24 protein-coding genes and 1 pseudogene are annotated in these 24,368 nt (G+C 39.5%); 9 read left to right on the top strand and 16 right to left on the bottom strand.

Annotated features, from left to right (window positions below; translation table 11 throughout):
• Window position 1 precedes the first annotated feature (1 nt).
• Genes VB711_RS08125 through ispF form a run of 4 tightly spaced genes read right to left on the bottom strand, consistent with a single transcriptional unit; the run spans window position 2 to window position 3,521 of the window.
• Window positions 2-1,786, bottom strand: a complete 1,785-nt coding sequence (locus tag VB711_RS08125; protein WP_323285354.1) for an ABC transporter substrate-binding protein — start codon at window positions 1,784-1,786, stop codon at window positions 2-4.
• A 21-nt stretch (window positions 1,787-1,807) separates the two neighbouring features.
• The gene (locus VB711_RS08120) at window positions 1,808-2,437 is read right to left on the bottom strand and encodes a PIN domain-containing protein (RefSeq protein WP_323285353.1); all 630 of its coding nucleotides are present in this window, start codon (window positions 2,435-2,437) and stop codon (window positions 1,808-1,810) included.
• Window positions 2,438-2,472: 35 nt separating this feature from the next.
• Window positions 2,473-3,015, bottom strand: coding sequence for a hypothetical protein (locus tag VB711_RS08115; RefSeq protein WP_323285352.1), 543 nt, complete (start codon window positions 3,013-3,015; stop codon window positions 2,473-2,475).
• A gap of 23 nt (window positions 3,016-3,038) precedes the next feature.
• Window positions 3,039-3,521 (bottom strand): 2-C-methyl-D-erythritol 2,4-cyclodiphosphate synthase, encoded by a 483-nt coding sequence (gene ispF, locus VB711_RS08110; protein ID WP_323285351.1) that lies wholly within the window; start codon window positions 3,519-3,521, stop codon window positions 3,039-3,041.
• 115 nt (window positions 3,522-3,636) lie between these two features.
• On the opposite strand from ispF, the gene VB711_RS08105 reads away from it, so the two are divergent.
• Together VB711_RS08105 and VB711_RS08100 are read left to right on the top strand one after the other, a co-directional pair.
• Window positions 3,637-3,930, top strand: coding sequence for a hypothetical protein (locus tag VB711_RS08105; RefSeq protein ID WP_323285350.1), 294 nt, complete (start codon window positions 3,637-3,639; stop codon window positions 3,928-3,930).
• Entirely contained in the window at window positions 3,931-4,335 is a 405-nt protein-coding gene (locus tag VB711_RS08100; RefSeq protein ID WP_323285349.1) for a PIN domain-containing protein, read from the top strand.
• Window positions 4,336-4,484: 149 nt separating this feature from the next.
• Here VB711_RS08100 and VB711_RS08095 read toward each other — a convergent pair whose 3' ends face one another.
• The 7 genes and pseudogenes from VB711_RS08095 to VB711_RS08065 form a co-directional block, all read right to left on the bottom strand.
• Window positions 4,485-4,874 (bottom strand): type II toxin-antitoxin system VapC family toxin, encoded by a 390-nt coding sequence (locus VB711_RS08095; protein ID WP_323285348.1) that lies wholly within the window; start codon window positions 4,872-4,874, stop codon window positions 4,485-4,487.
• A gap of 2 nt (window positions 4,875-4,876) precedes the next feature.
• Window positions 4,877-5,098 carry a type II toxin-antitoxin system prevent-host-death family antitoxin gene (locus VB711_RS08090; protein WP_323285347.1) on the bottom strand — a complete coding sequence of 74 codons (222 nt, stop codon included), beginning with the start codon at window positions 5,096-5,098 and terminating at the stop codon, window positions 4,877-4,879.
• 438 nt (window positions 5,099-5,536) lie between these two features.
• Window positions 5,537-5,611 (bottom strand): annotated as a pseudogene (locus VB711_RS08085) (2-C-methyl-D-erythritol 2,4-cyclodiphosphate synthase); the annotation flags it as partial.
• 150 nt (window positions 5,612-5,761) lie between these two features.
• Complete coding sequence (locus VB711_RS08080; RefSeq protein ID WP_323285389.1) at window positions 5,762-7,123, bottom strand: GTP-binding protein; 1,362 nt, start codon at window positions 7,121-7,123, stop codon at window positions 5,762-5,764.
• A 373-nt stretch (window positions 7,124-7,496) separates the two neighbouring features.
• Window positions 7,497-8,234, bottom strand: coding sequence for a hypothetical protein (locus VB711_RS08075; protein WP_323285345.1), 738 nt, complete (start codon window positions 8,232-8,234; stop codon window positions 7,497-7,499).
• A 207-nt stretch (window positions 8,235-8,441) separates the two neighbouring features.
• Window positions 8,442-8,774, bottom strand: a complete 333-nt coding sequence (locus tag VB711_RS08070; protein ID WP_323285344.1) for a hypothetical protein — start codon at window positions 8,772-8,774, stop codon at window positions 8,442-8,444.
• 212 nt (window positions 8,775-8,986) lie between these two features.
• Window positions 8,987-10,264, bottom strand: a complete 1,278-nt coding sequence (locus VB711_RS08065) for an adenylate cyclase (protein WP_323285343.1) — start codon at window positions 10,262-10,264, stop codon at window positions 8,987-8,989.
• A 52-nt stretch (window positions 10,265-10,316) separates the two neighbouring features.
• On the opposite strand from VB711_RS08065, the gene VB711_RS08060 reads away from it, so the two are divergent.
• Together VB711_RS08060 and VB711_RS08055 are read left to right on the top strand one after the other, a co-directional pair.
• Window positions 10,317-11,891 (top strand): DEAD/DEAH box helicase, encoded by a 1,575-nt coding sequence (locus VB711_RS08060; RefSeq protein WP_323285341.1) that lies wholly within the window; start codon window positions 10,317-10,319, stop codon window positions 11,889-11,891.
• A complete protein-coding gene (locus tag VB711_RS08055) occupies window positions 11,821-13,038 on the top strand; it encodes a DUF790 family protein (protein WP_323285339.1) in 1,218 nt (405 codons plus the stop codon). Before VB711_RS08060 ends, VB711_RS08055 begins: the two co-directional genes overlap by 71 nt.
• A 205-nt stretch (window positions 13,039-13,243) precedes the next feature.
• Here VB711_RS08055 and VB711_RS08050 read toward each other — a convergent pair whose 3' ends face one another.
• Together VB711_RS08050 and VB711_RS08045 are read right to left on the bottom strand one after the other, a co-directional pair.
• Entirely contained in the window at window positions 13,244-13,756 is a 513-nt protein-coding gene (locus tag VB711_RS08050) for a hypothetical protein (RefSeq protein WP_323285337.1), read from the bottom strand.
• A 106-nt stretch (window positions 13,757-13,862) separates the two neighbouring features.
• Window positions 13,863-14,030: a hypothetical protein gene (locus VB711_RS08045; protein ID WP_323285336.1), complete on the bottom strand. Its 168-nt coding sequence runs from the start codon at window positions 14,028-14,030 to the stop codon at window positions 13,863-13,865.
• A gap of 254 nt (window positions 14,031-14,284) precedes the next feature.
• On the opposite strand from VB711_RS08045, the gene aroA reads away from it, so the two are divergent.
• A complete protein-coding gene (aroA, locus tag VB711_RS08040; RefSeq protein ID WP_323285388.1) occupies window positions 14,285-15,634 on the top strand; it encodes a 3-phosphoshikimate 1-carboxyvinyltransferase in 1,350 nt (449 codons plus the stop codon).
• A 23-nt stretch (window positions 15,635-15,657) separates the two neighbouring features.
• Window positions 15,658-16,005, top strand: coding sequence for a hypothetical protein (locus VB711_RS08035; RefSeq protein ID WP_323285335.1), 348 nt, complete (start codon window positions 15,658-15,660; stop codon window positions 16,003-16,005).
• Between the two features lies 1 nt (window position 16,006).
• On the opposite strand, the gene VB711_RS08030 is transcribed toward VB711_RS08035, so the two are convergent.
• Window positions 16,007-16,972 carry a protochlorophyllide reductase gene (locus VB711_RS08030; protein WP_323285334.1) on the bottom strand — a complete coding sequence of 322 codons (966 nt, stop codon included), beginning with the start codon at window positions 16,970-16,972 and terminating at the stop codon, window positions 16,007-16,009.
• A gap of 240 nt (window positions 16,973-17,212) precedes the next feature.
• Between VB711_RS08030 and VB711_RS08025 the strand changes: the two genes are divergently transcribed.
• Window positions 17,213-17,443, top strand: a complete 231-nt coding sequence (locus tag VB711_RS08025) for a DUF3134 family protein (RefSeq protein ID WP_323285332.1) — start codon at window positions 17,213-17,215, stop codon at window positions 17,441-17,443.
• A 499-nt stretch (window positions 17,444-17,942) separates the two neighbouring features.
• Here VB711_RS08025 and VB711_RS08020 read toward each other — a convergent pair whose 3' ends face one another.
• A complete protein-coding gene (locus VB711_RS08020; RefSeq protein WP_323285331.1) occupies window positions 17,943-21,098 on the bottom strand; it encodes an efflux RND transporter permease subunit in 3,156 nt (1,051 codons plus the stop codon).
• A 225-nt stretch (window positions 21,099-21,323) separates the two neighbouring features.
• A complete protein-coding gene (locus VB711_RS08015; protein ID WP_323285330.1) occupies window positions 21,324-21,992 on the bottom strand; it encodes a cobalt transporter in 669 nt (222 codons plus the stop codon).
• 125 nt (window positions 21,993-22,117) lie between these two features.
• Here VB711_RS08015 and rppA point away from each other — a divergent pair, with 125 nt between their 5' ends.
• The gene (gene rppA, locus VB711_RS08010) at window positions 22,118-22,816 is read left to right on the top strand and encodes a two-component system response regulator RppA (RefSeq protein WP_323285329.1); all 699 of its coding nucleotides are present in this window, start codon (window positions 22,118-22,120) and stop codon (window positions 22,814-22,816) included.
• Complete coding sequence (gene rppB, locus VB711_RS08005; protein WP_323285328.1) at window positions 22,749-24,158, top strand: two-component system sensor histidine kinase RppB; 1,410 nt, start codon at window positions 22,749-22,751, stop codon at window positions 24,156-24,158. Before rppA ends, rppB begins: the two co-directional genes overlap by 68 nt.
• The last annotated feature ends 210 nt before the right edge of the window (window positions 24,159-24,368 follow it).

Here is a 24,368-nt window from a genome sequence, read left to right as displayed (position 1 = left end):
TTTATTTTATTACCTTAATTTCATGAATATTCCAGAAAGCGCCACCGAGAGCAGAATATTCAATCCCCTCAAAACGATTTCTCACTGCTGTTAGAGAATAGGGATTAACTAAATAAATAAATGGTAAATTCTCCTGGGTTATTTGTTGAGTTTCAGCATAAATTTCTTTAACTTTAGCTTCATCAAATTCTTGTGCTGCTTGCACATAAAGTTCACCTATTTTTGCTTCCCAAGGTGCAACTGTCCAACCTTCTATGGGTTTTTGTCCTGGTTGAGCATTTTGATTAAACAAATGTAATCCACCTTCAGGAGACCAAACATTAGCCCCATCATTTGGTTCTAATCCACCCGTTAAACCTAGCAGAGAAACGTCCCAATCTAAAGTGTTAGAAAGCTTATCTGTAAAAGTATTCCATGCTAAAGGAGTGAAATCAACTTGAATACCGATTTTACTCAAATCTTGCTTAATTTGTGAACCCATTGCTTCACGGATTTTATTACCAGCATTTGTCAGCAATGTAAACCTAACACGGTTTCCTAATGAATCTTCTAGCTGATTTTGGCTATTGTATTTAAACCCAGCTTTCATTAATATTTGCTTGGCTTTTTCTGGATTATAATTATATACTTTCAGTCCTTTTTCTGAAGAAAGATAATAAGGACTTTGAACAGAAATTGGTGAATCTTGCGGTTGACCTAAACCACGGAAAGTATTATTAATCATGGTTTGTCTATCAACAGCATAGGCTAAAGCTTGACGAAATTCTACATTATTAAACCAACGTGATTTAATTGGGTTTACCAGTGGTTTTCCGTCTCTTTTACCTTGATTTAAATTGAAAACTAGAAAACTTGTACCAGCAGCAGGTCCACCATTGTATATAGTAAAATTACCTTGTTTTTCTTGGACTTTTAGCAAAGAAAAATAATCTGGAGAAACTGCCACAGTATCTAATCCACCAGACCTAAATTGCAGTAAAGCCGTATCTGTTGATTCGACAATTTGCCAAATTATCCTGTCAATATAAGGTTGGGAATTACCTTGAGCATCTTTACGCCAGTAATATGGATTACGCCGAAAAATTACCCGTTGGCTAGTATCATAACGTTCTAATTTGTAAGGACCATTGACAACAATTTGCTCAGGTGGAGTATCGACACCCCACTTAGTTAAAAACTTTGGTTTTCCATCTTGGTTTTTTGTTTTTACCGATTCTGTGAGAATATGGGCGGGTAAAATAGCGGCACCAGCATTTTGTAAAAAAGGTCTAAAAGCTTCTGGTACACTAAATTCAACCCGACGCTCATCTAGTTTTTTCACACTAGGTAATTTACGATTTTTACCAATTCTTAAAACGTCTCTTACATCTGTGGGTATTGCTTCATTTAAATAAATATCATTGTAGGTAAACACAACATCTTCTACTGTCAATGGTTGACCATCAGACCATTTCAAATTATCTCGCAAAGTGAAAATAATTTTTAATTTATCATCAGAAACTTCCCAGGATTCTGCTAAATTAGGTTCAATTTTACCTGTGATCGGATTTTGATTAACTAATCCTTCAAATGTCAGACCAAAAATATTTGGTGATTCTGAACTAAGGGCATAGTTAAAGGTTTTTGGATCACTGAGAATGCTAGTTACTAATTGGGGTACTTGGGCTGCACCAGTTTTGAGGTTATTTGGGTTACAAGCAGTAATTGAAGTTGCTGTGTATAGAAGGATGATTGTTAATAACCAAAATTGCTTTATGTAATTGAGTAGCTTGTTAGTAAATGACATAAATTTCAACAATTAATTAATTTAGCTTGATAAACGAGAATTAAACCACTCTAGAAAGTTTTGTGTCATAGTAAAATATCTAATTCCAGCATTGCGTAAAGCTTCTCTAACTTCAGGTTTACCAAAATCCTTGGTATTGTTGCTAATAAATACCTTTTCTGTTTCAGGACGTGAACTAGCGTGAATTAGGATACACTGTAATATCAAGTTGTCCATAATATCATTTCTAATTAGTAATGTTTCTGGTTGTGTTAGTATTGATCTACAATTATCTTGGAGTATATCATTTTCTAAATATATACTTCTTGTTTTAGCATTTCCTCGATCAATAGCATTAGCAAGACGAAGCTCAATATCATTAAGTAATGACTGATTTTCAATAATTGCTTGTTCCGAATACCGACAGAAAGACTGAGCATGACTAGAAGTTAAATCGCGTCTTGCTTCATTAATTTTTTTATTTATTTCTTCTGCAAAAGAGCGTCTTGCCTGTTTTTCTATTTTAAAGACTGATATAGCTTCAATGTAACAAATATTTGGTATTAGTATACGAATTGAATTAGGCGGATTAGATATTAAATTTTCCGCTTGTGAATCTTGTCCTTTGGCAATAGCCATTAAAAAATTAGTTTCTATGTAAAGTATTATCACCTGGATTTACCTAATAATTAGATTTTATTCAATTCTTATTCATTTTGTGAATAAGTATCTCCATCTTCTATTTTTTCTAATAAACCAATTTTTAATAATTCTTTAGATCCTGGAGGTGTTTCTGATTTCCAATGATAAGCTAAATCTCTTAGCCAAGCCTCTATAAGTGTTCTAAAATATAAATACAATATTGTTCTATCATTAAATTCTGGATCATAATGGCTAAGAATATCAGAAGATGACAAAGAAACAATAGGTTCTAAAAATCCACCAGTATTCGATTTAAAGATATTGATTTTTTTGAAATTTGCTAACATTGCAAAGCGAATATCTCTTTCGTCGGTATTTTGTAAATATAACTTGGTTAAAGGCGACAAAGATTCTTCTTTGATTTCTGTTTTTCTAGCTTGAACATCAACTAATAATGCAATTTGCTGATTTTTATCCAATACAATAATATCTGGATAGGAGAGAAAAAATAATTTATCTATTTCCTTTTGTGAATCAAATTGATCTTTTTTTATGCTGGAAACAAGTTTCATTTTGATTAATTCTTCGGGTTTATCTAAACTAAACATTTTCCCATTCTCCTATTAATCAATTAATCAGCCGCTAACAACAAAACTACAGCATAAGCACAAATGCCTTCTTCTCTGCCAGTGGGGCCTAGTTTTTCGTTGGTGGTGGCTTTAACACCAATTTGGTTTGGTTCTAATTCTAAAACCGTCGCTAACCTATCCCGCATTTTCGCAATATGGGGTTTTAACTTGGGACGTTCTGCCACTACAACTGAATCAATGTTGCCGATTTTCCAGCCTTGTTGACGAATTAGTTGGTGGACTTGAGTTAATAATACTAAACTATCAGCCCCAGCCCATTGAGGATCGGTAGGGGGGAAATAATGACCAATATCCCCCAAAGATAATGCTCCCAACATTGCGTCCATGATAGCGTGAGTGAGAACATCAGCGTCACTGTGTCCCAATAAACCCAATTCATGGGGAATGTGAATACCGCCTAAAATGAGAGAGCGATCGCTCACCAAGCGATGAATGTCATAACCATTACCAATGCGTATATTCATAAATTTATATAAACTGCGGACAGAAAAATATTATCATATTGTTGTAGGGATATTGTAGTTGTTATAATAAAGTTCAGGTTGTCCCAAAACGATATTATTTTGAAGAGGTTTAAGTATGACTCAAATTATTAACCATCAATCTAATTATCAGAAATTACCCGAACTTGTCAAGACGTTAATTAACAATAATCCTCTTTATCAAGAAAATTTAGATAGACAGGAAATGATTGAAGTAATTGATCGTAATTTTAATCCTGTTGTTGTCCCTGATGTTAATAGCATCTCTCAAGAAGAATTAATGAAACGGATTAAAAGAATTTTATCTTTACATTTAGTTTCAGGGATGCTAAATGATTTGACTCCAGAAGAAATGAAAATTTTTGATGAATCTGTAAAACGTGGTGGTTAAATGGGTTATTTATTAGATACTAATATTGTTTCAGCCTCGCTAAGACAGAATGTCAAAATAAACTTAAAATTAGAAGAGATAAGTAGGTTAAAAATAGATATTGTAATTAGTGGCATAACTTACTATGAAGTTAAAAGAGGACTTTTAAGAATCAATGCAACTAAAAAACTAGCTTGGCTTCAACAATTTTGTGAAGATTATCCTATTTTGTTCTTAGATGATCTGAGAATTTTTGAAAAAGCATCTGAAATTCATGCTGATTTAACAAACAGAGGTAAAATTATTCAGGATGCAGATATTTTGATAGCTGCTACTGCTATTATTCATAATTTAGTTTTAGTTTCTCACGATTCTGATTTAACTAGAGTTAAAGATTTACAGTTAGAGAATTGGTTAATTTCTTAGCTAAAATCTGGATTTTCCAGAGATACAAGAAAGCGATATCGCTCTTTTTAAGTTGTCGTAGCTAGACGCTAGAGAGTGATCTAAAATAATAGATATGTTTTATCTTAGTAATAGAAACAATAATTATATTGAGGTGAAAATTAGAAATATTAAATCCTTATAAGATTAACTTTATATGAATCAAACATAGAGTCTCGACTAACAATAGGGATATTTTTGACCATAGCTTGTGCTATTAATAATCTATCAAAGGGGTCATTGTGATGAAAAGGCAAGTTGGAAACTGTTTGTAAATGACTCAATTGAATATCTAAGATTTTAAAATCATTCAATTGGATTTTTTGCTGAATATAATCATCTATAGGTACAGATAAATTTAGCCTACCTTTACTTTGTTTAATTGCCATCTCCCAAACACTCGCAAGACTTATATATTTGAGATTATTGGTATCTTCAATTAATTCCCTAGCAATTATACTAATATTTTCATTGCCTGAAAAAAACCACAAAAGTGTATGAGTATCTAATAAAACTTGCATGGTTAATCTTCAAATTCTTCTAATGGGGCATCAAAATTATCAGCAATAAAAATGATATCTTTATCTGTACCAAATAAAGGAGGACGTTTAGATGTAGATTTCAGTGCTGTTAATTTTAATAAAGGTTGCTGGTTTTCGGTAATAATAATTTCTTCTCCATTTAGTGCTAAGTGAAATAATTCTGATATTTGGTTAATTGCCTGTGTAATTTCTATGGAAGACATAATAATGAACTTGAATATAATTTTAATCCGATTATAGCATGATACAATAAAAATAATTCCAGGAAATCAAAAAAAATTGTGATGATATTGAACCCGTTATCTTGCAGTTGCAGGAAGGAGAAATAATAGGCGATGCCTGGTAGGGTTAAAAGATGAATATCAAGTTTATACAGAAAAGCGATCGCTCTCTAGCCACGTGTACTTAAAAAGAGCGATATCGCTGATGTACAATATTTATTTGTGGTAACAAGAAACCTAAAAATAGTTACCTAATAGCCAAAAGTTAAAATATTTTCATGGTCATACCCGAATTAGATAATAATTATCTGCATCGCTTGTTCCAGATTCATTATTGGCTATAAAATGCCACTTAATAGCACGATTACCATTCAGATTCCAATTTTGATCCCATACATAAAAGCCAGATACTCCATTGGGAATACCGCCTAAAATGAGAGGGCGATCGCTCACTAAGCGATGAATATCATAACCATTACCAATGCGTATATTCATAAATTTATATAAGCTGCGGCCAAAAATATATTATCATATTGTAAATAGGGTTCGGGTTGTCCAACAACGATCTTATTTTGTAGAGGTTCGACTATGACTGAAATTATTAATCATAATCCTGTTGATCACGAAAATTTAGATAGACAATAGTTATAGGTGAATCTCCTCTGAATTAATGCCTAATTCTGTCCGTAAACGATACAAAATTGTATTTTGATCAACTTGAGATAAAATTTCTTGAATGACGGTGTTAGCGCCTAATTGTCCCCAAGTACAGCCTTTTTCTAAATATACCTGTGCGGCTTTTCCGACTGCGTAAGCACCATAACCAGCAATTCCGGCTTGAGCGATCGCACTTGTGGTATATTCAGCAATATTCAAAGGATGATCACCACTGGTTAAAACCGCCGCACTTTTACCTAAACCTAACATCAAACTACTACCGATTTCTGTTAATAACAAACCACCGGAACTCAATAAAATGGTTTTGAGAATTTTGCTGGCTTGGTAGCTGGTCATAGGTAAGCCGTATAATCTAGCCAGGGAGCGAATTAAGGCTAAGTCTGCAATCACACCACCAAAAACATCAAAAAAAGCGATGGGATTTAACCCAATGGCTAAGGCTTTATATTTGCTAAATCGCCAAATAATATCTTCTGCTTCTTTTTGTCGGATGTCGATGGTTTTCATCGCGATCGCTATTTCTGCTTCCCGTGCTTGTATTAAAGCATTTAACGCCAACAGCGATCGCCCTTCTCGATTTAAAATTTTTAAAATTGTTTGCTTGAGTTCGTCTACCAGGGGTGCTGGTGTTTCCCATTCATAACTCACACTCCCATCTGGCCATTCTACCCTCACTTCCATTGGTGCTGGTTCTGCTGCTACCATCACAATTTCATCGGGTAATAACGGTTTAGCTGTGGGGTTTCCCGCGCCTAATCGCTGTAAATTATTATAAATAGCCCTTTTGTCTGTTTCTGGATACAAGTCAATTTTATTAAATACTAAAATTAAGGGTTTTTGCGCTTGACGTAACTCCAGCAAGGACTTGTATTCTGTTCTGGTAATGTCCCCAGAGACGACAAAAAGAATTAAATCGGCTTGACGCGCTACATCTTGCGCCATTTGCGATCGCACTTCCCCCTCAATTTCATCTAATCCAGGTGTATCAATTAATTCTACCAACACCTTATCCCCTGGTTTCCAGCGCACAGACCGAGGCCATTGAGTCACACCATTGAGGGGTCCTGTTTGCAGAATTTTGTCTCCCAACAACGCATTTAATACCGCCGATTTTCCCCGACTCACTAAACCAAAAGCAGCGATTCTCACCACATTAGAGTCTAGTTTCTTGAGGGTCGCAGATAAAATTTCTAATTCTGGTTTTACCAAACCCGCCAATTCTGAATTTAATGATAGCTGTCCTGATTTGCGGAGATAGCTATACCAAGATTGCGTCTGTCTAAGACTAGCACGGGCGCGGTTTAAATGTGTTTCTTGCAAATTTCGCACTGAGTTAGCTTGATTCAAGGTAAGAGAAACAACAGGTTACATCTCTATTTTGAACTAATTTATCTCACTTTGGTGATTATATAACAGGAGTCAGGAGTCAGCAGATGATATGTATGAACAAAATTGCCTAGTTTCAGGCTTTTGGAGTCCCATATTAGTGCGGTGCGTCAGATAGAGAAAATCTGTTAGATACTCAATTATCGGGTCTGACGCACCCTACAAGAGATCAAATCCATAATACTCATGTAATAACTCAAGTTGCTAGTTATTAATTTTCAGATATTTTGTAGTCTGTAGGGTGCGTCAGACAGAATAATTTAGACTAAAATTACTAATTTCAAGATCCTGACGCACCTTAACTCCTAGTATTGACTTAATGATCACGAACAGCAATTGTATAACTTGGTCGCTGTTTTGCTTCTCGCTGACTTTTGATTAACCGAAAATCATCATCTATATAAAGATGTTCCAATTGAGGAATAGCTAAATAAGCCTTTTCAAATTTTTTCACCGTACTGGAATCCATCTTATCTAATTTAACTTCTTCACGTAAATCTATTGTTGTTGTGTCTCCTTGAAATTTAGTTGTAACTATTTTAGTAAACCAATCATCTGCTTCTTCAACCGTGAGAGGCTTTCCTCTTTTATTCAACCCTTGAAAGATCCCCACATTTTGAATAAACCATTGTTCATCTTTAATCCCATATTTTTGTAACACCATTAAATCATAAGCTGGCAATATGGATGTAAATATTCGCCAAAACTTAGACTGATATCCTGGTGCGAATCGAGCTATATTAGCATAATAACCATCATCATGAAAGATTTGGTAAGATTGGTCATTTATCCTTCCTGGTAAGATGTCTTGAAAGGGTATAGTAGACCAAACTGATTTCCAAAAACCCAGAACAATTGATAGTTGTTCACTAACTAAAGGAAAAGGATTCCGTCGGCTCAATTCTGAAACATAAGGTGCTAATTGATTTTTATAAAAATCACATTTAGCTTTGATAGATTCTACATCACGACCTTTGACAAGTTCTAAAATCTGATTTTTAAGTTCTGGTGTACTCAAATTGGTTAATTCTTCGGTAGTTGCAATATTGACCATTATGTTTCACCCTTTTACATAAAAAATTAGAGATACAAAAATGACGCATCTCTATTATAGCTGTTTTCAATTGTATAATAGAACTTAACGTAAGTTACTAATTAGCTCAAATAAGGTGCGTCAGAAACTTAAAATTAGCGATTTTAGTCTAAATTATTCTGTCTGACGCACCCTACAAAATGTTTTCAATTGTACAATAAACCTTAGTTACCACCAAATCCTATTTCCGTTTTCATCCATTCGGGCTTGACGGATGACATCAGAAATTTTTTCTGCATCTTTGACATGGTGCAGTGCTTTTTTTGTACCATCAGGATATTCGATAATAAAGTAAGTTGGGACTGTAATGCGATCGCCTGTAATATCCGGTACGTCTAAAGCAATTTGTTGAGCTTTTTCTTCTATTGATTGTGTTTCGTCAGAAATTCGATCCCCTGGATTGGCTGTTAATTTTTTTTCTTTAACTGTTGGTTCTTCTTTACTATGCCAATCTGGTTTAATTGGTTGATGAATATTATTTTCTCTATCATCGGTCGTCATTTTTTCAGAATGTTAAAAATCTAACTTTACTAATCCAGTCTAGAAAATTAAAAGCTGGTAGTGTTCTTTCTTTAGAAGTAGTTCAAAAATAAAAATGGAGGTCTAAGTCCATGATTTCCCAACTTACCTGATTTAATGTCAGGATTTACCTACGGGATAGGAAGCCTCGCAATGACGAAAATACGTTAATCTTGCGTAAATTATAAATGTTTTTAACTTTTGACTCCTTGAAGTAAGTAAGTTACCATTTCTCCTTTGCCTTTAATTTTAATTAATCCGCGTTTCTCTAAAATATAGCTATCTTTTAAAAGCTGATAACTTGCTTCACAAACCTGTGTATTTCCTGCTATTCCATGAGATTCCATTCTACTGGCAGTGTTTACAGTATCACCCCACAAATCATAAGCAAATTTCTTTAATCCAATCACCCCAGCTACTACTGGACCTGTACTAACCCCAATACGAATCCTAAAAGAAAGGTTATTTTTTTGATTAAATTCAGCTAGGGCTTTTTGCATATCCAACGCCATATTTGCTATAGATATGGCATGATCTCCACGTTGATTTGGTAAACCTGCAACGGCCATATAAGCATCACCAATGGTTTTAATCTTTTCTACACCATGACGTTCTGCTAATTCATCAAATAGGCAAAAGATTTGATTTAATAATTCGACTAACTGGGGTGGAGATGTACGAGTGGAAAGTTCTGTAAATCCCACAATATCTGCAAATAAAACAGTCACAGCTTGGAAACTATCAGCAATAGTGGAGGGGTGTTGTTTTAATTTTTCGGCTATTACTTCAGGTAAGATATTCAACAGTAACTTTTCTGACTGTTGTTTAGCTATTTCTAATTCCTGAGTAGCTTGAAATTCTTTCTTTCTCAGCTTTTCGTATAAATAAACAGAAAGTACACAAACTAAACCAGTCCAAAATAGATATAAACCTTTTTCAACATAGTGGGCTAATGGATAGCCTAATTGAGGATCAAAAAATATATATAATCCCACATAACAAACTATTGTTCCCAGTTGTGAAATTAAGTGCATTCTCCATAGAACTGGAACTATTGTTGCTTGGGTAAGAAAAGTCAAATTCCAGATATTTGTGAGTGGTTCTACATAATTAAATAATAAAGCTGTATCTATTTGAATCACACAAGTAGAACACCAGGATAAACACAAAAAAATTAAATGTGGGTAACGACTCCCTATAGATGTTCTGCACGAATACCAACAAGCGAGAATAAAAGATTCGACTAAAAATCCGACTTTAAAAGCATAGATTTTGTGTACTGTTTCCTGATTTACCCAGATAAAAAAAGCAGTCAGCGTGACACCAGCAATGAGCATAATCTTAGACTGCAATTGTAAACGTTTAATTAAAAAACGCTTTGTCTGGTCTTGATAAGATTCATTTTGCTCCCATAATTCGGGGTTTAGGAGTGCTTCTAGTTGGGTTCGGGCAGTATTAATCTGAGTAATCATGCTCTTTTTGCGCTATGAGTAGTAAATGTGGACTTGCTAGGAGACAGCCTACATGGGTCGCACCCCCTATTTAATTTTTGATCGTGGCACATTAATTTTGCATCCACCACCTAAAAGCAAAGTTTGGATAGATCATGCTACTTGGGATGATCGAGTGGAAAAGTTCCGTATTCCGGCTATTCAATACCGGGCTTTGGTGGAAGCACTACAGGAGTCGGAAACTGATTTTATTGATGAGGCAAGGCAATTTCACCCGCTAGAGTTGGTTGCTAGTGTGGAAATGACTCCCTACCCCCACCAGAATGAAGCTCTAGCTGCCTGGAAGTTGGCGGGTAGGCGGGGAGTTGTTGTGCTACCTACGGCGGCTGGAAAGACGTATTTGGCACAAATGGCGATGCAAGCGACACCGCGCACGACGTTGATTGTGGTGCCAACTTTGGATTTGATGCACCAGTGGTATGCCCATTTGGTGGCTGCCTTTCCTGATGCGGAGGTGGGGTTGTTGGGAGGTGGTTCACGGGATCAAACTCCGATTTTGGTGGCTACCTATGACAGTGCAGCGATTCACGCGGAAAGTTTGGGTAATAAATACGCTTTGTTAATTTTTGATGAATGTCATCATTTACCTACAGATTTTAATCGAGTGATTGCTGAATATGCGATCGCTCCCTATCGCTTAGGTCTTTCGGCTACACCGGAACGTACTGATGGTAAGCACGCTGATTTAAATTTTCTTGTTGGTCAAGAAGTTTACCGCAAACGGGCTGAAGATTTGGCTGGGAAGGCTTTAGCAGAACACGAAATTGTCCAAGTTAAGGTGAAGTTATCCCAAGTTGAAAGGGAAAGATACAATCAGTTAATTCAAGTCCGCAATGATTTTTTGAAGCAATCTCGGATTTCTTTGGGAAGTCTCAATGGTTGGCAAACTTTTGTACAAATGAGTGCGCGATCGCAATCTGGACGCAAGGCGATGTTAGCACACCGGGAAGCTAAGGCGATCGCTTTGGGTACTGATGGTAAGTTACGGCTTTTAACTGATTTGTTAGCTCAACATTTTCCGGCGAGAATTTTGATTTTTACTGCTGATAATGCTACTGTTTATCGCATTTCTCAGGAAATGTTAATTCCTTCTATTACTCATCAAACTCCTGTGAAAGAACGCCATGAAATATTAACTAAGTTTAAATCTGGTGAATACAATACTCTGGTTGCTTCTAATGTTTTAAATGAAGGGGTTGATGTGCCGGCTGCTTCGATTGCAATTATTCTATCGGGTTCTGGTTCAACAAGGGAATATATTCAACGTTTGGGTCGGGTTCTGCGGAAGGGGAATACTGAAAATAAACGGGCTATTTTATATGAGGTGATTGCTGAAGATACGAGTGAGGAAGGAACTTCGGTGAGGAGGAGGGGGGAGAAGATTAATGAACCGAGAAGACAGGAAGAAAAGAAAGAGAACAAGAAAGGCAATTTAAAAGTTGTTTATGGTGGTGGAAATCAAAGAAGTGCGAAGGCTGCTGAACAGTTAAATATTAATTATTCAACGGAAAAATCAGATGTTACCAACGGAGTTACTGATTCATCGTCAAAATGGGGAGGAGATTATTCCCAAGAGACTGAAACTTGATGAGAAACATTTGGGTTTGGCTAGGGAGTTAATTACTTTTTTTCGGGATGCGGTGGGGAAAACTCAAGGTGTTCTTGAACGTCAATTGACGGATTTTGAAGGTGATGCTACAGATTATCGGATGAAGCGGGGTTTGGCTTATATTCTTAAAAGTAGTTTTTGTACTTTTGAGGTTGTTAGTCCTTTAGAACCGATAATGTTAAGAGAACGGGTGTTTTCTTTGGCTGCAAAATCTGTTTCTTGTCGGGAATCTACAGATGTTACTTTGAGTAAGGTTGCTGATCAATTAACTCAGGAGTTGGAACGGGAGGTTTTACCGATTCATGTCCGTGATGGACTGTATGCTGATTTGACGGAAAATAAAATTTTGATGGTGTTTGATGCACCATTACCGGAAGATTTATTACATAGATATAATTTGTCTCAGGTGCAAGGTGTTTTTTATAAAGCTAGTCAGTTGGTGATAAATGCTCATCGCAATGTACCCGGTGAATATAAGTTGTTATTCCGTTATTTGAAGTTGTTTCAATTAATGGCTTATATTGAAGGTGATGCTGATCATGGTTTCACTATTAGCATTGATGGTCCGACGAGTTTGTTTCATTCTAGTACACGTTATGGGTTAGCGATCGCTAAGTTAGTTCCGGCTTTACTTCATGTGACTAAATGGAGTATGGCTGCGATTTTACAAACACGGGATACCTACACAAATACTTGGAAAACTGGCCGTTTTACTCTCAATTCTGAATGTGGTTTAGTCTCTCACTATCCCAAAGGAAAACCTTATGATAGTATGTTGGAAGCTTCTTTTGCTGATAAATGGGATGGGTTGAAAAGTGGTTGGATTTTAGAACGAGAAGTTGATTTAATTCCCATTCCTGGTAGTGTGATGATCCCCGATTTTCGTTTAGTACATCCTGATGGTCGCAGTTATTTATTAGAAATTGTCGGTTATTGGCGACCTGAATATCTACAAAAGAAATTTTATCAGGTACGTCGAGCAAATTGTGATAATTTAATTTTGGCAATTTCTGAAAGGTTGAATTTAGAAAAGGCAGGAGTTAAATTAGATGATGTTCCTGCCAAAATTGTGTGGTTTAAAGAAAAGTTATTACCAAAAACTGTATTAGCAGTATTGGAAGAATAAGAAGAAGGAGTCAGGAGTCAGGAGTCAGGAGTCAGGATAAATTTCAGAGGTAACAGGGAAAAGAAAAAACTCATGTTTTTAAACAGGAGGTTGAAATAATGACACTGGTTTTTTCGCTGAACTAAAGTTTCTTATCTGTTCCCTGCTCCCTTTTTTGTCAAATCTAAAATTGTCTAACGCTTATTTAAATTCGGTCGATGTCTAATCAATGCTGAATTTCTAAATTGAGAATATAACGACCAAGTTGTAATTTCCCTGACCACAATTCATATTCTAACCGTAAATGCTCCGGTAAAGGTTTTCCATCAAGGATTAAATTATTAGTAAAGTTGCGGAAGCGAATTGGTTCATGAGGTTGTAAAGATTCCGTTGGCAACCAATAACGACTCACTCCATAAACGCCTTTTTCCCAAAAATGTCGATAACTTACCTGTCCATTTCCTTGCATTGTCATAATAATTCGGGAAGGAGAAATTTCCAACCACAAAATTCTCGGACTGCTAGGATCAGCAGGATTTTTCTTATTTGGTGAAGGTGTATTTTCTGGAGTGATAGAACTAGCTACTTTAGAGCTAATTAAAGGCGGGGCTGTCAACAGTAAATGAAATCTATTCGTATCTTTTTGATACAATGTACCAGCAGTTTCCACTACAGACCAAACTGGTAGATCAGTGGAAATCAGCGATAAGCACACGGGTTTTCGGTGATGGGTGAGCATGGGAGCAATAAGAGTTAGAAGCTATTAAATTGAAAGGAATGAAAACTATAAAATCCAGAATTTAAGTTTAAGCATTAATATTAACTTAATTTCTCGATTTGTTAATCTAACGTAAGTTGGTAGTTAAATTAAGTAAGATGGGTAAAACTTGGTAATTTGGTGATAAGAAACAGATTTTCCATATTTGGGGCATTCTACTAATATGCCAGTTGCGTAAGTCCTGATCAGGACGAGAACAGGTAAAATGTCTGATAGCGTAGCGTGGCGTAGCCATATCAGGATGTCCAGGATTAAAGGACTTACAGGATTAAAACACAATACAGTTGAGTTAAAAATTTGTTCTTTTTATTTCTCTGTGTACTCTGTGCCTCTGTGGTTCGTTTAAAATTAAAATTAAACTTAATTTAGGCAAAGTTAATTAAATTTAATACCACAAAAAGCGATAGGATTCTAGAGTATAAGTTCTCAGTGGCAGCCAAAAAAGTTGCTGATAACTTTATTATTGTATTTCAAAGCCAGTGTACCCTAATGTCGGCTTCAGTTATAAAAGTAGAAACACAAGATCACATTTCTCATCAGTTAATTATTCAGCGGCCTCCCTCTGGTCTATCTCTACAGGGTCGTATCCGGGTTCCTGGAGATAAATCCATTTCTCATCGGGCTTTGATGTTGGGTGCGATCGCTCAAGGTGAAACTCAAATTCAAGGACTGCTGTTAGGAGAAGACCCCCGCAGTACAGCCAGTTGTTTTCAAGCCTTGGGTGCGGAAATTTCGGAATTAAGTACGGAATTTGTCCGGGTTAAAGGGATTGGTTTGGGTAATTTCCTAGAACCATTGGATGTATTGAATGCTGGTAATTCGGGAACAACAATTAGGTTGATGATGGGGCTTTTGGCCTCTCACCCAGGACGGTTTTTCACGGTGACGGGAGATGATTCTCTGCGATCGCGTCCCATGTCCCGTGTTGTCAAACCCTTGTTACAAATGGGGGCGAATATTTGGGGACGCAAAGACAATACTCTGGCACCCCTAGCGATTCAAGGACAAGCCCTGCAAGGGATTCACTATCATTCCCCCATCGCTTCGGCTCAAGTTAAATCCTGCATCCTCCTAGCTGGTTTAAATACCCAAGGAGAAACCACCGTCACCGAACCGGCTTTGTCACGGGATCACAGCGAACGAATGTTAAGGGCTTTTGGGGCGAAATTGACTGTTGACCCAGAAACCCACAGTGTAACGGTGAGTGGACCAGCACAACTTTACGGTCAAACGGTGATTGTACCGGGGGATATCAGTTCAGCCGCTTTTTGGTTAGTCGCTGGGGCGATCGTTCCTGGTTCGGATTTGGTGATTGAAAATGTCGGTGTCAATCCCACCCGTACTGGTATTTTAGAAGCCCTGGAGATGATGGGGGCAGATATTCAACGGGAAAATGAGCGAGAAGTGGCTGGTGAACCGGTTGCTGATTTGCGGGTACGTTCTAGCCAGTTAAAAAGCTGCACCATTGCTGGGGATATTATTCCTAGATTAATTGATGAAGTGCCAATTTTAGCTGTGGCGGCGATTTTTGCCCAAGGAAAGACGATTATTCGAGATGCGGCGGAGTTGAGAGTAAAAGAGAGCGATCGCATTACGGTGATGGTGCAACAACTCAATCAAATGGGGGCAAATGTCACCGAATTACCCGATGGGATGGAAATTACTGGCGGTACTCCCTTGGTCGGTACTGATGTAGATAGTTATACAGATCATCGCATTGCCATGAGTTTAGCGATCGCAGCTTTGAATGCTAGTGGTATTACTACTATTCACCGTGCAGAAGCCGCCGCTATTTCCTACCCAAATTTTACTAGCACCTTAACGGAAATTTGTCAATAGTGGAGATGGGGAACTGGTAAGTAATGAGACAGAATTATAGCAGGAGTCAGGAGTCAGGAGTCAGGAGTCAGGAGTCAGGAGTCAGGAGTCAGGAGTCAGGAGTAAAACCCTGTTGTGAAAAGAGTTTCATCAATGGCTTACGTCAAGCTGCGCTAACAATTGATGTCCTAACCACCTTGCCGGTTGCTATAATTACACAACTGATTTTTCTGTTCCCTATCACCCATCACCCATCACCCATCACCCATCACCCATCACCCATCACCCATCACCCATCACCCATCACCCATCACCCATTACCCATTACCCATTACCCATTACCCATTACCCATTACCTGTATCGGCTTGGACTAGCCAAGCCCGATCATTAAATTAAGCTAATCCAACTAATTTTTCGCTCAAATCCCACATCCGCTTGCCGTTTTCATTATCCCGTGCTTGGGGAGAAACCCTCTGTACAAAAGATTTACCATCTTTTTTCTGACGATTTCCCCAACTCCAATAAATACCAGATTGCTTGTATTCAGGATCAGCTACGACTGCGGCTACACGCTCACCAGATAACTCCTCTGTCACAAACCCACCAGTGATATACTTTTGGAAAAGTGGGAAAATTTTCTGGAATAGGGGATAGTGGTTTCTAAATAATGCCGTTGTCGCCACACATCCAGGATAGAGAGAACTGAAAGTGATGCCAGTGGATTCGTGATAACGTTGGTGTAATTCGCGCATTGTTAAGACATTACACACCTTGCTGTCTTTGTAAGCCTTAACAGGTTCAAACTGCTTACCATCAATCATCGTAATCGGATCTTTAAATCCTTCAGCGAAACCTTTTAAATCGCCCAAATCTGGACGAGGGGGAATTTTTCCACCCAACTCATCGGGGTTGTGAGTGACAGTTCCGAGAATTACCAACCTGCGATCGCTCGATGGAGATTTCTTTAAATCTTCCAGCATCAAATTACACAAAAGGAAATGGCCGAGGTGATTAGTAGCCACACTTAACTCATATCCTTCAGGCGATCGTAACGGCTCTTTAATTAATGGCATATAAATGGCCGCATTGCACACCAGAGCTTCCAAAGACCTACCCGTAGCCCTAAAATTGTTGACAAACTGCCTCACACTTTCTAGAGAACCCAAGTCAATCTGCATCAGTGTGTAACTGTTCTGAGGCATTCCCACACTTTCAGCAGCTTTTTGTGCCTTCTCTAAATCCCGACAGGCCATAACCACATGATATTGCCACTTTTGAGCCAGAGCTTTTGCTGCTTGTAACCCAACACCCGAAGATGCGCCTGTAACTATAACTGTTGATTTGCGATTTTGTTCCATTGTCTTCAGACTTTGTTAACTACTGTTGAATATTTGTTTCTATGATCTCACACCGCGCTTATTACCAGATCAATTGGAAACTGTATAAAAACCAGTATTTTTTTGTCAAGATCAATTAAACTTAGATAATGTACCCCAAAAACATCAACTTAAACAAATCGTTGTTCAGACTATAGCAAGTTCTGATCACCAGTGTATGAGTCCATCTAAATTTTTCCTCTAATTCAAAACAAATTTCCTATGCTTAAAGGTCCGTTACATGAACAGCCCCGCAACCAACGAGCGACTGTAATTCGCACCAGCAATGAATTTATTCTCCTGGAGTGGCTGAAAGCGACTGGTAGGTTAATTCCCCGTGAATCCCTAGAATCTCACCATGTCAGTCAAGTAGAAGAAATTTCTGAAATCATTGACCTTGATGATATTCCCTATGATCATGACGATGATTCTGAACCAGATTTAGAGGAATAGTGCCGCAGGGCGGAAGTCAAAAGTCAAAAGGAAGGCAGTATAGGCTTGGGAGCAATTCATCTGCATCGGTAAAGATTGTAGAGACGTTCCATGGAACGTCTCTACAGGGGTTTTAGTTGATGGAGATGTCTAATAACGTAAGTTGCTAGTTAGGGAAAATGTCTGATATGGCTAACGCCTCCCGTAAGGGATACAGGATGTCCAGGATTAAAGGATTTACAGGATTAAAACACAATACAGTTCAGTCAAAAATTTGTTCTTCTCATTTCTCTGTGTCCTCTGTGCCTCTGTGGTTCGTTTAAAAAAGAATTTCAGGCTCAACTGAACCGTGTTGGATTAAAACAAAAAATTACTTACCAATGATCAACCTCAACTAGATAACTAGCAACTTGAGTTAGGAACGCAAATTTAATAACCTGCAATTCTGATTTAACCTGGAATGGTGCGTTACGCTGTCGCTAACACACCCTACTTTTGCACTTTATTTAATTCATATTCCTTAATAGAGATTGTTCTCTTCCCGTTTTGGTTTTGACCAGGATTGGTTAATCAAACCAGGTTTGTGTTGAGGCATCAACTGTTTGCCAAACTTAGCGTAAAGAGCCGGAATAACCAATAAAGTCAAAGCTGTAGAGGTAAATAAACCGCCCAAAACGACAATTGCCAAGGGTTGTAGAATTTCATTTCCAGCCCCACTAGCGATCGCCAAAGGCAGCATCCCCAGTGCAGAAGTAAGTGCGGTCATCAGAATAGCATTAACTCGTTCTAGAGAACCGTTGATAATCACATCTTTGAGAGGCATTCCCTGAGCAAACTTATTGTTATAGTTATCTACCAACAACAAACCATTGCGGACAGCAACACCAAATAGGGTAATAAATCCAATCAAAGAAGCGATCGACATCACACCGCCACTCAAAGCAATGGAGATAATACCACCCACCAAAGCCAAAGGCAGATTGATCATGATGGTGATTGTTGCGGAGAGGGATTTAACAGAGAAGAACATTAACACAGCAATGGCGATCGCTGCCAAAATACTAAATACCAGGAGATTATTAGTAGCACGCTGTTCTGACTCAAACTGTCCACCGTACTGGATAAAGTAGCCATTAGGGAGTTTGATTTTCTGTTGAATTTGGGATTGAATATCGCCGACGACACTGCCCAAATCACGCTCGGCCACATTTGCCGAAACAACTATCAGCCGTGAGACATCTTCCCGATTAACAACATTTGCTCCCATACCGTATTCTACTTTAGCAACCGCACCCAATTGGATAGTTTGCCCAGTTGGGGTAGTGATGGGAATGGCGCGAATGGCATCTAGGCTATTGCGGGCTTTTTCCGTCAAGGAGATAGAAATATCAATTAACTGCTGATTTTCTGCCACTTGCGACACTACACGACCATTCAAGGCAGTTTCCACCACATTTGACAACTGCTCCATAGTCAAGCTATATGTAGCCGCAGCAGTGCGATCATAATGGATTTGTACCTGACGAATGGGTAGTTGGGGTTCAAGCTGCAAGTCTACAACCCCAGGGATGGGCTGAATCACATCTCGCACTTGTTCGCCAATCTTTCGCAGTTCTGTTAAATCTGGGCCAAAGATTTTCACAGCGATCGCACTTCTCACCCCCGATAACACTTCATCCATACGGTGAGAAATAAAACCACCAATGTTAGATGCCACACCAGGCAGTTTATTGAACTCTTGCCGCAATTGTTTAATACTGGCTTCCCGGTCTTCGAGGGCGCGATCGCTCAATTCTACATCCACATGAGCCATACTCACTCCCGCCCCATCTGCATCTCCTGGAGCGCGTCCTGCCCGTACCTGCACCCACTCATACAAAGGATTATCTTTAAGCGCAGTAGACAGTGCTATCCCTGCCCGATTGGTCATATCCAGGGAAACACCCGGAAATAAAACCATTGAATTGACCAATGATTTCTCCTGAAATTCGGGCAGAAACACCCGTCCCAGGGAGGGAACGATCGCCAAAGCAGCAACCAAGGCGGCAAGTGCTACACCCAGAATGATTTGGGGCGATCGCAGCGACAGATTTAACAATGGACGATATAACCGTTCTGCCCAAAGGGAAATGAATGTACCTTCTTGCGGTAGGGTTTGGTTTGCCAGGAGAATGGCACACAAGGCAGGTGAAAGGGTCATAGCCACCAAAGTAGACGCACAGATTGAAAGCAAATACGCAAAACCCATCGGTGCAAAAATATTACCCTCAACACCCGTCAAACTAAAAATTGGTGCAAACACGACCACAATGATCACCGTGGAAAAAATCACGGCTAACCGCACCTGTACAGAGGTGTCATAAACCACCTCGAAGGGATGCTTGGGGTTGCCCTGTGCCTGATTGGTTCGCAATCCGCGATAGCAGTTCTCCATGTCCACGATTGAGTCATCAACAACTGAGCCAATAGCTACAACTAAACCGCCCAAGGTCATAGTGTTAATGCCCAAGCCAAAAGCTTTCATGAACATTAAGCCAATTAACAGTGACAGAGGAATTGCACTCAGAGTAATGACGGCGGTACGCCAATTCATCAGAAATAACAGCATAATCACCGACACGATGATGATGCCTTGAATCAGGGAACTGCTGACATTGGCAATGGCAGTATCAATAAAGTTAGATTGTCGGAATGTTCGCGCCACTTGCACATCAGAGGGAAATGTGTCCTGCAACGATTGCAGCATCGCTTCTACCGCTTTTGTTACGGTGGGAGTATCAACATCAGGCTGTTTGTTAATCATCATCACCACAGCCGACTGACCATTAAAACTAGCGTCCCCCCGCTTCAGTGCTGCACCCGTTTTTACTTCCGCTACGTCTTTGAGCAAAATCGGTTTCCCATCTTGCACCTTCACCACAGATTGTTGCAAGTCTGCAATTGATTTTACCTGCCCAATACCGCGTACCAACAGTTCTTGACCACCACCAATGAGGAATCCACCAGGGGCGTTAGAATTTGCACCCTTAGCAGCATTGGTAACTTCAGTCAGGGAAACATTGAGCGATCGCAATTTTGCTGGATCAACTAATACTTGTTCCTGTCGTTCATCCCCACCGTAAACGGTAACTTGGGTGACTCCCGGCACAGACAAAATTTGATTGCTCAGGGTGCTATCAACAAGACGACGCAAATCCATCAGCGAAGTCTGTCCTTGTCCATTCACAGTAAAGGCATACTGTAAAATCGTACCCAAGGGCGATGCTAACGGTGAAATTTCCGGTGGATGCACCCCTTCAGGTAACTGATTTGTCACCTGCTGGAGTCGTTCTGTCACCGATTGCCGAGCTTTATAAATGTCCGCTTCCTGGTCAAATACCACCTGCACCATTGACAGTCCGACTTTAGAGGAAGAACGCACCGTAGTCACCCCCGGCAAACCATTCACCGAGCTTTCAATCGGCACAGTAATTTGTGATTCCACTTCCTCTGGAGCTAGTCCAGTCGCTTCAGTGTGAATATCCACTTGGGGGGGCGCAAATTCGGGAAACACATCCAGTGGCATCTGAGTGACAGTGAACACTCCCCAAACCGTCACTAAAATCGCACAGATAACTATGAACCAACGCTGGACAATTGAGGTTTTGAGAATCTGATTCAGAATAGAGTTCAACATTTCAATTAAAAATCTTCCTTCTTATAGGACTTACGCAATAAATCTCCGAAACTCCTATTTCTCTGTGTCCTCTGCGTCCTCTGCGGTTCGTTCTTTATTTTGCATAAGTCCTGTCTTAGGAACTTCCAAGAAATAAATTATCTAAATAAACGAACCACAGAGACACAGAGTTATGAGGTTTTGAGAGTTAGGTGATTGAGTATTTTTTTATTTGTAAGTTGTGTCTTATTCCGACAAGTCACTTTTCTTTTTGCCCATACCTACAACAACAGCGATCGCTCCCACTAACACCACCACTCCACCACCGACTCCTGCTACAATACCCATCGGCAATCCACCCGATTGCTGAGTTGTTTCACCAGCCTGTGAAACGAGATTACCGCTGGCATCATGGCTATGAGGTACTCCTTTAGCATCTGCCTGAGCATGGGCTGTATCAGTTTTAGGAGTAGCGATCGCGGCTGGACTGGGCGCTGTATCGGCGGTTTGGGTTTTACGCGATTCAGCATAGAGCGATAAACTACCTTGGGTAACGAGCTTTTCCCCAACTGACAATCCTTTGGTAATAGCGATTAGTTCGCCTTTGGTCGCGCCGGTGGTGACTTCTACTGGCTCATAAAAATTCTTATACTGCACAAAGACTAGCTGCTTGCCATCAGCATCAACCAATGCCGTCACCGGAATCATCACAGCAGATCCAGATTTGGCAGAGGAGGCGATCGGTGTAACAACAATACCTAACAGTTGATCGGTTTGAGCATTGACTTTCACGCGATTAATGCCGCCCTTTGCTTGAAATTCATCACCATGTCCAACGTGAGCAAATACAACTGTGGGCGCACTAATAGTTAAACTGGCTGCCAGAATGGAACTCATTAGCATAAAAGGTTTCATAATCACTCCTCACAATACGGGTTAAACAAAAGTTCTCCATAGTTTGCCAAAGGTTAGATGAAATCCAGGTGAAATGGCAAATGTTTTTGTAAGATCAGAGCTTCGTGGTTGATTTCCCTGGAGCGATGCGAATTTTACTGGTGGAAGATGAAGCAGATTTGGGGCTGGCAATTAAGCAAGTTCTGATTAGCGAAAGATATGTGGTGGATTGGGTGACAGATGGCACTGAAGCATGGCTGTGCCTGGAAAGCCAGTGGACAGACTACACAGTTGCTATTGTTGATTGGCTACTGCCGGAAATGTCGGGATTACAGTTATGTCAGAAGCTCAGACTACACCAAAATCCCTTACCAGTGCTGATGCTAACTGCTTTGGGGCAGCCGGAAAATCGCGTGACAGGGTTGGATGCGGGGGCGGATGATTATTTAGTCAAACCCTTTGTGATGGAAGAATTGCTGGCACGGTTGCGGGCGCTTCACAGGCGATCGCCTCAACTACAACCATCCACCCTGACTGTTGCAGGTTTTACTCTGGATACAGCAAATAATGTCTTTCGAGTAAATTCCGATGGATCTACACCCTTACTTATTCCCTTAACTACCAAAGAATTTCAGTTGCTCATGTATTTGATGCAGAACCCCAATCGCATCATTCCTGGTAGTAAATTGCGCCATCAACTTTGGGATATGGATGAAGAGCCGATTAGTAATGTAGTTGCAGCGCAAATGCGTCTACTACGTCGCAAGTTAGCAAATCATGGCTGTCCCTGCCCAATTGAAACTGTTCCCGGTGCTGGCTATCGTTTTAATTCTCAACATGAATAGCTATTCTCTTTTTCGCCGCAGTCGTCTACGGTTAGCCCTCTGGTATGCGGGAGTTATGGGTGTGATTTTGAGTGTTTCTGGTTTGGGGATGTATCGGGCAATGGTACAAACAAACTGGGCAGCAATGGAGCGCGAAATTGAATCAATTGCTGGAACTTTACACGATAGTGTTGAACCACTGTTGCCACCTTCTGAAGAACCGACTGCTGTACTGCAACAAATTTTTCCTGATCTTTGTTTGAGTGGACAACCTTGTAAGGCTACTCCAACGCTGATTCAACGGCACACCATCGGCATCAGCGATCGCACTACATATTATATTCGTCTGTTCAATCATCAAGGGAAACTTCTGGCTTTTTCACCCAATCAACCCCTATCTCTACCGCCAACTCTCAACCGCAGTTCATGGCAAACTTTTCGCACGGCTAAGGGCATTCGTTATCACCAATTCACCACAATTTTGCATAGTGCCAATGCTGATTCATCTTGGGGGTATTTGCAAATTGGTCGCACTTTAGAACATTTTGATGGGGAAATCAGGCGGATTCAATGGATTATGACGATGGGGTTGCCAATTGCTCTGAGTTTGGTTGCTACTTCCAGTTGGTGGCTTTCAGGATTAGCAATGCAGCCAATTTACCAGTCTTATCAGCAACAACAACAGTTTACTGCCAATGCTGCCCACGAATTGCGATCGCCCTTGGCCAGCCTGTTGGCAACTGTGGAAGCTATCCTCCGCATACCGCAATCCAATCAACAAGATATACAAATAATGCTTCATACTGTTGAGCGACAAGGACGACGATTGAGCCATTTAATCGCTGATTTGCTCTTGTTAACCAGTCTGGAGCAAAATTCAGGTGCAAAACCTTTTCAGCCCTGTTGCTTAAATGATTTGGTGAGCGATTTGACCGAAGAATTTTTAGAACTGGCCACGGCTGCTGATATTAACTTAAAAAGCCAACTTCCCACTTATGAGGTTTATGCTCTAGGTAACGAATCGCAACTTTACCGTTTAGTGTCAAACTTGATTGACAATGCTATTCAATATACGCCCAAATGTGGATATGTAACTGTTAGCTTAGTCAAGAGTGATTACACTGCTGTTATTGCGGTAAAAGATACAGGAATTGGGATTGCGCTTGATGATCAAAAACGAATTTTTGACCGCTTTTACCGTGTTGATGGCGACCGCTCTCGTAAAACTGGAGGTACAGGGTTGGGGTTAGCTATTGCTATGGCGATCGCCCAAAAACATCAAGCGCATCTGAAAATTGAAAGTCAGGTGGGAATAGGTAGTATTTTTACGCTAGAAGTGAAAATTGTATCGTCTAATACTTAGAATCCGTTCAGACATAAACAGTATTAAATCCTACATTTTTCACTAATACGAGATTAGAAAAGCATGAAACCAGTAGTTTGTCAAGAACTATAGCAGAAGTCAGGAGTAAAACCCTGTTGTGAAACCAGTTTCATCAATTGACGTTCTAACCACCTTGACGGTTGCCATAATTGACGGGTAAATAAATCTAGGAGTTACGCATTGACAAAA

Origin of the sequence: Cronbergia sp. UHCC 0137 (assembly GCF_034932285.1) — a bacterium.
In the GTDB taxonomy this organism is placed as follows: domain Bacteria; phylum Cyanobacteriota; class Cyanobacteriia; order Cyanobacteriales; family Nostocaceae; genus Cronbergia.
This window is presented reverse-complemented; position numbering and strand designations above follow the sequence as displayed.

Coding starts and splice junctions, on each gene's coding strand:
- VB711_RS08125 (WP_323285354.1), bottom strand. CDS start 1,786: ATGTCATTTACTAACAAGCTACTCAATTACATAAAGCAATTTTGGTTA.
- VB711_RS08115 (WP_323285352.1), bottom strand. CDS start 3,015: ATGTTTAGTTTAGATAAACCCGAAGAATTAATCAAAATGAAACTTGTT.
- ispF (WP_323285351.1), bottom strand. CDS start 3,521: ATGAATATACGCATTGGTAATGGTTATGACATTCATCGCTTGGTGAGC.
- VB711_RS08105 (WP_323285350.1), top strand. CDS start 3,637: ATGACTCAAATTATTAACCATCAATCTAATTATCAGAAATTACCCGAA.
- VB711_RS08100 (WP_323285349.1), top strand. CDS start 3,931: ATGGGTTATTTATTAGATACTAATATTGTTTCAGCCTCGCTAAGACAG.
- VB711_RS08095 (WP_323285348.1), bottom strand. CDS start 4,874: ATGCAAGTTTTATTAGATACTCATACACTTTTGTGGTTTTTTTCAGGC.
- VB711_RS08090 (WP_323285347.1), bottom strand. CDS start 5,098: ATGTCTTCCATAGAAATTACACAGGCAATTAACCAAATATCAGAATTA.
- VB711_RS08075 (WP_323285345.1), bottom strand. CDS start 8,234: ATGGTCAATATTGCAACTACCGAAGAATTAACCAATTTGAGTACACCA.
- VB711_RS08070 (WP_323285344.1), bottom strand. CDS start 8,774: ATGACGACCGATGATAGAGAAAATAATATTCATCAACCAATTAAACCA.
- VB711_RS08065 (WP_323285343.1), bottom strand. CDS start 10,264: ATGATTACTCAGATTAATACTGCCCGAACCCAACTAGAAGCACTCCTA.
- VB711_RS08060 (WP_323285341.1), top strand. CDS start 10,317: ATGGGTCGCACCCCCTATTTAATTTTTGATCGTGGCACATTAATTTTG.
- VB711_RS08055 (WP_323285339.1), top strand. CDS start 11,821: ATGTTACCAACGGAGTTACTGATTCATCGTCAAAATGGGGAGGAGATT.
- VB711_RS08050 (WP_323285337.1), bottom strand. CDS start 13,756: ATGCTCACCCATCACCGAAAACCCGTGTGCTTATCGCTGATTTCCACT.
- VB711_RS08045 (WP_323285336.1), bottom strand. CDS start 14,030: ATGGCTACGCCACGCTACGCTATCAGACATTTTACCTGTTCTCGTCCT.
- aroA (WP_323285388.1), top strand. CDS start 14,285: ATGTCGGCTTCAGTTATAAAAGTAGAAACACAAGATCACATTTCTCAT.
- VB711_RS08035 (WP_323285335.1), top strand. CDS start 15,658: ATGAGACAGAATTATAGCAGGAGTCAGGAGTCAGGAGTCAGGAGTCAG.
- VB711_RS08030 (WP_323285334.1), bottom strand. CDS start 16,972: ATGGAACAAAATCGCAAATCAACAGTTATAGTTACAGGCGCATCTTCG.
- VB711_RS08025 (WP_323285332.1), top strand. CDS start 17,213: ATGCTTAAAGGTCCGTTACATGAACAGCCCCGCAACCAACGAGCGACT.
- VB711_RS08020 (WP_323285331.1), bottom strand. CDS start 21,098: ATGTTGAACTCTATTCTGAATCAGATTCTCAAAACCTCAATTGTCCAG.
- VB711_RS08015 (WP_323285330.1), bottom strand. CDS start 21,992: ATGAAACCTTTTATGCTAATGAGTTCCATTCTGGCAGCCAGTTTAACT.
- rppA (WP_323285329.1), top strand. CDS start 22,118: ATGCGAATTTTACTGGTGGAAGATGAAGCAGATTTGGGGCTGGCAATT.
- rppB (WP_323285328.1), top strand. CDS start 22,749: ATGGCTGTCCCTGCCCAATTGAAACTGTTCCCGGTGCTGGCTATCGTT.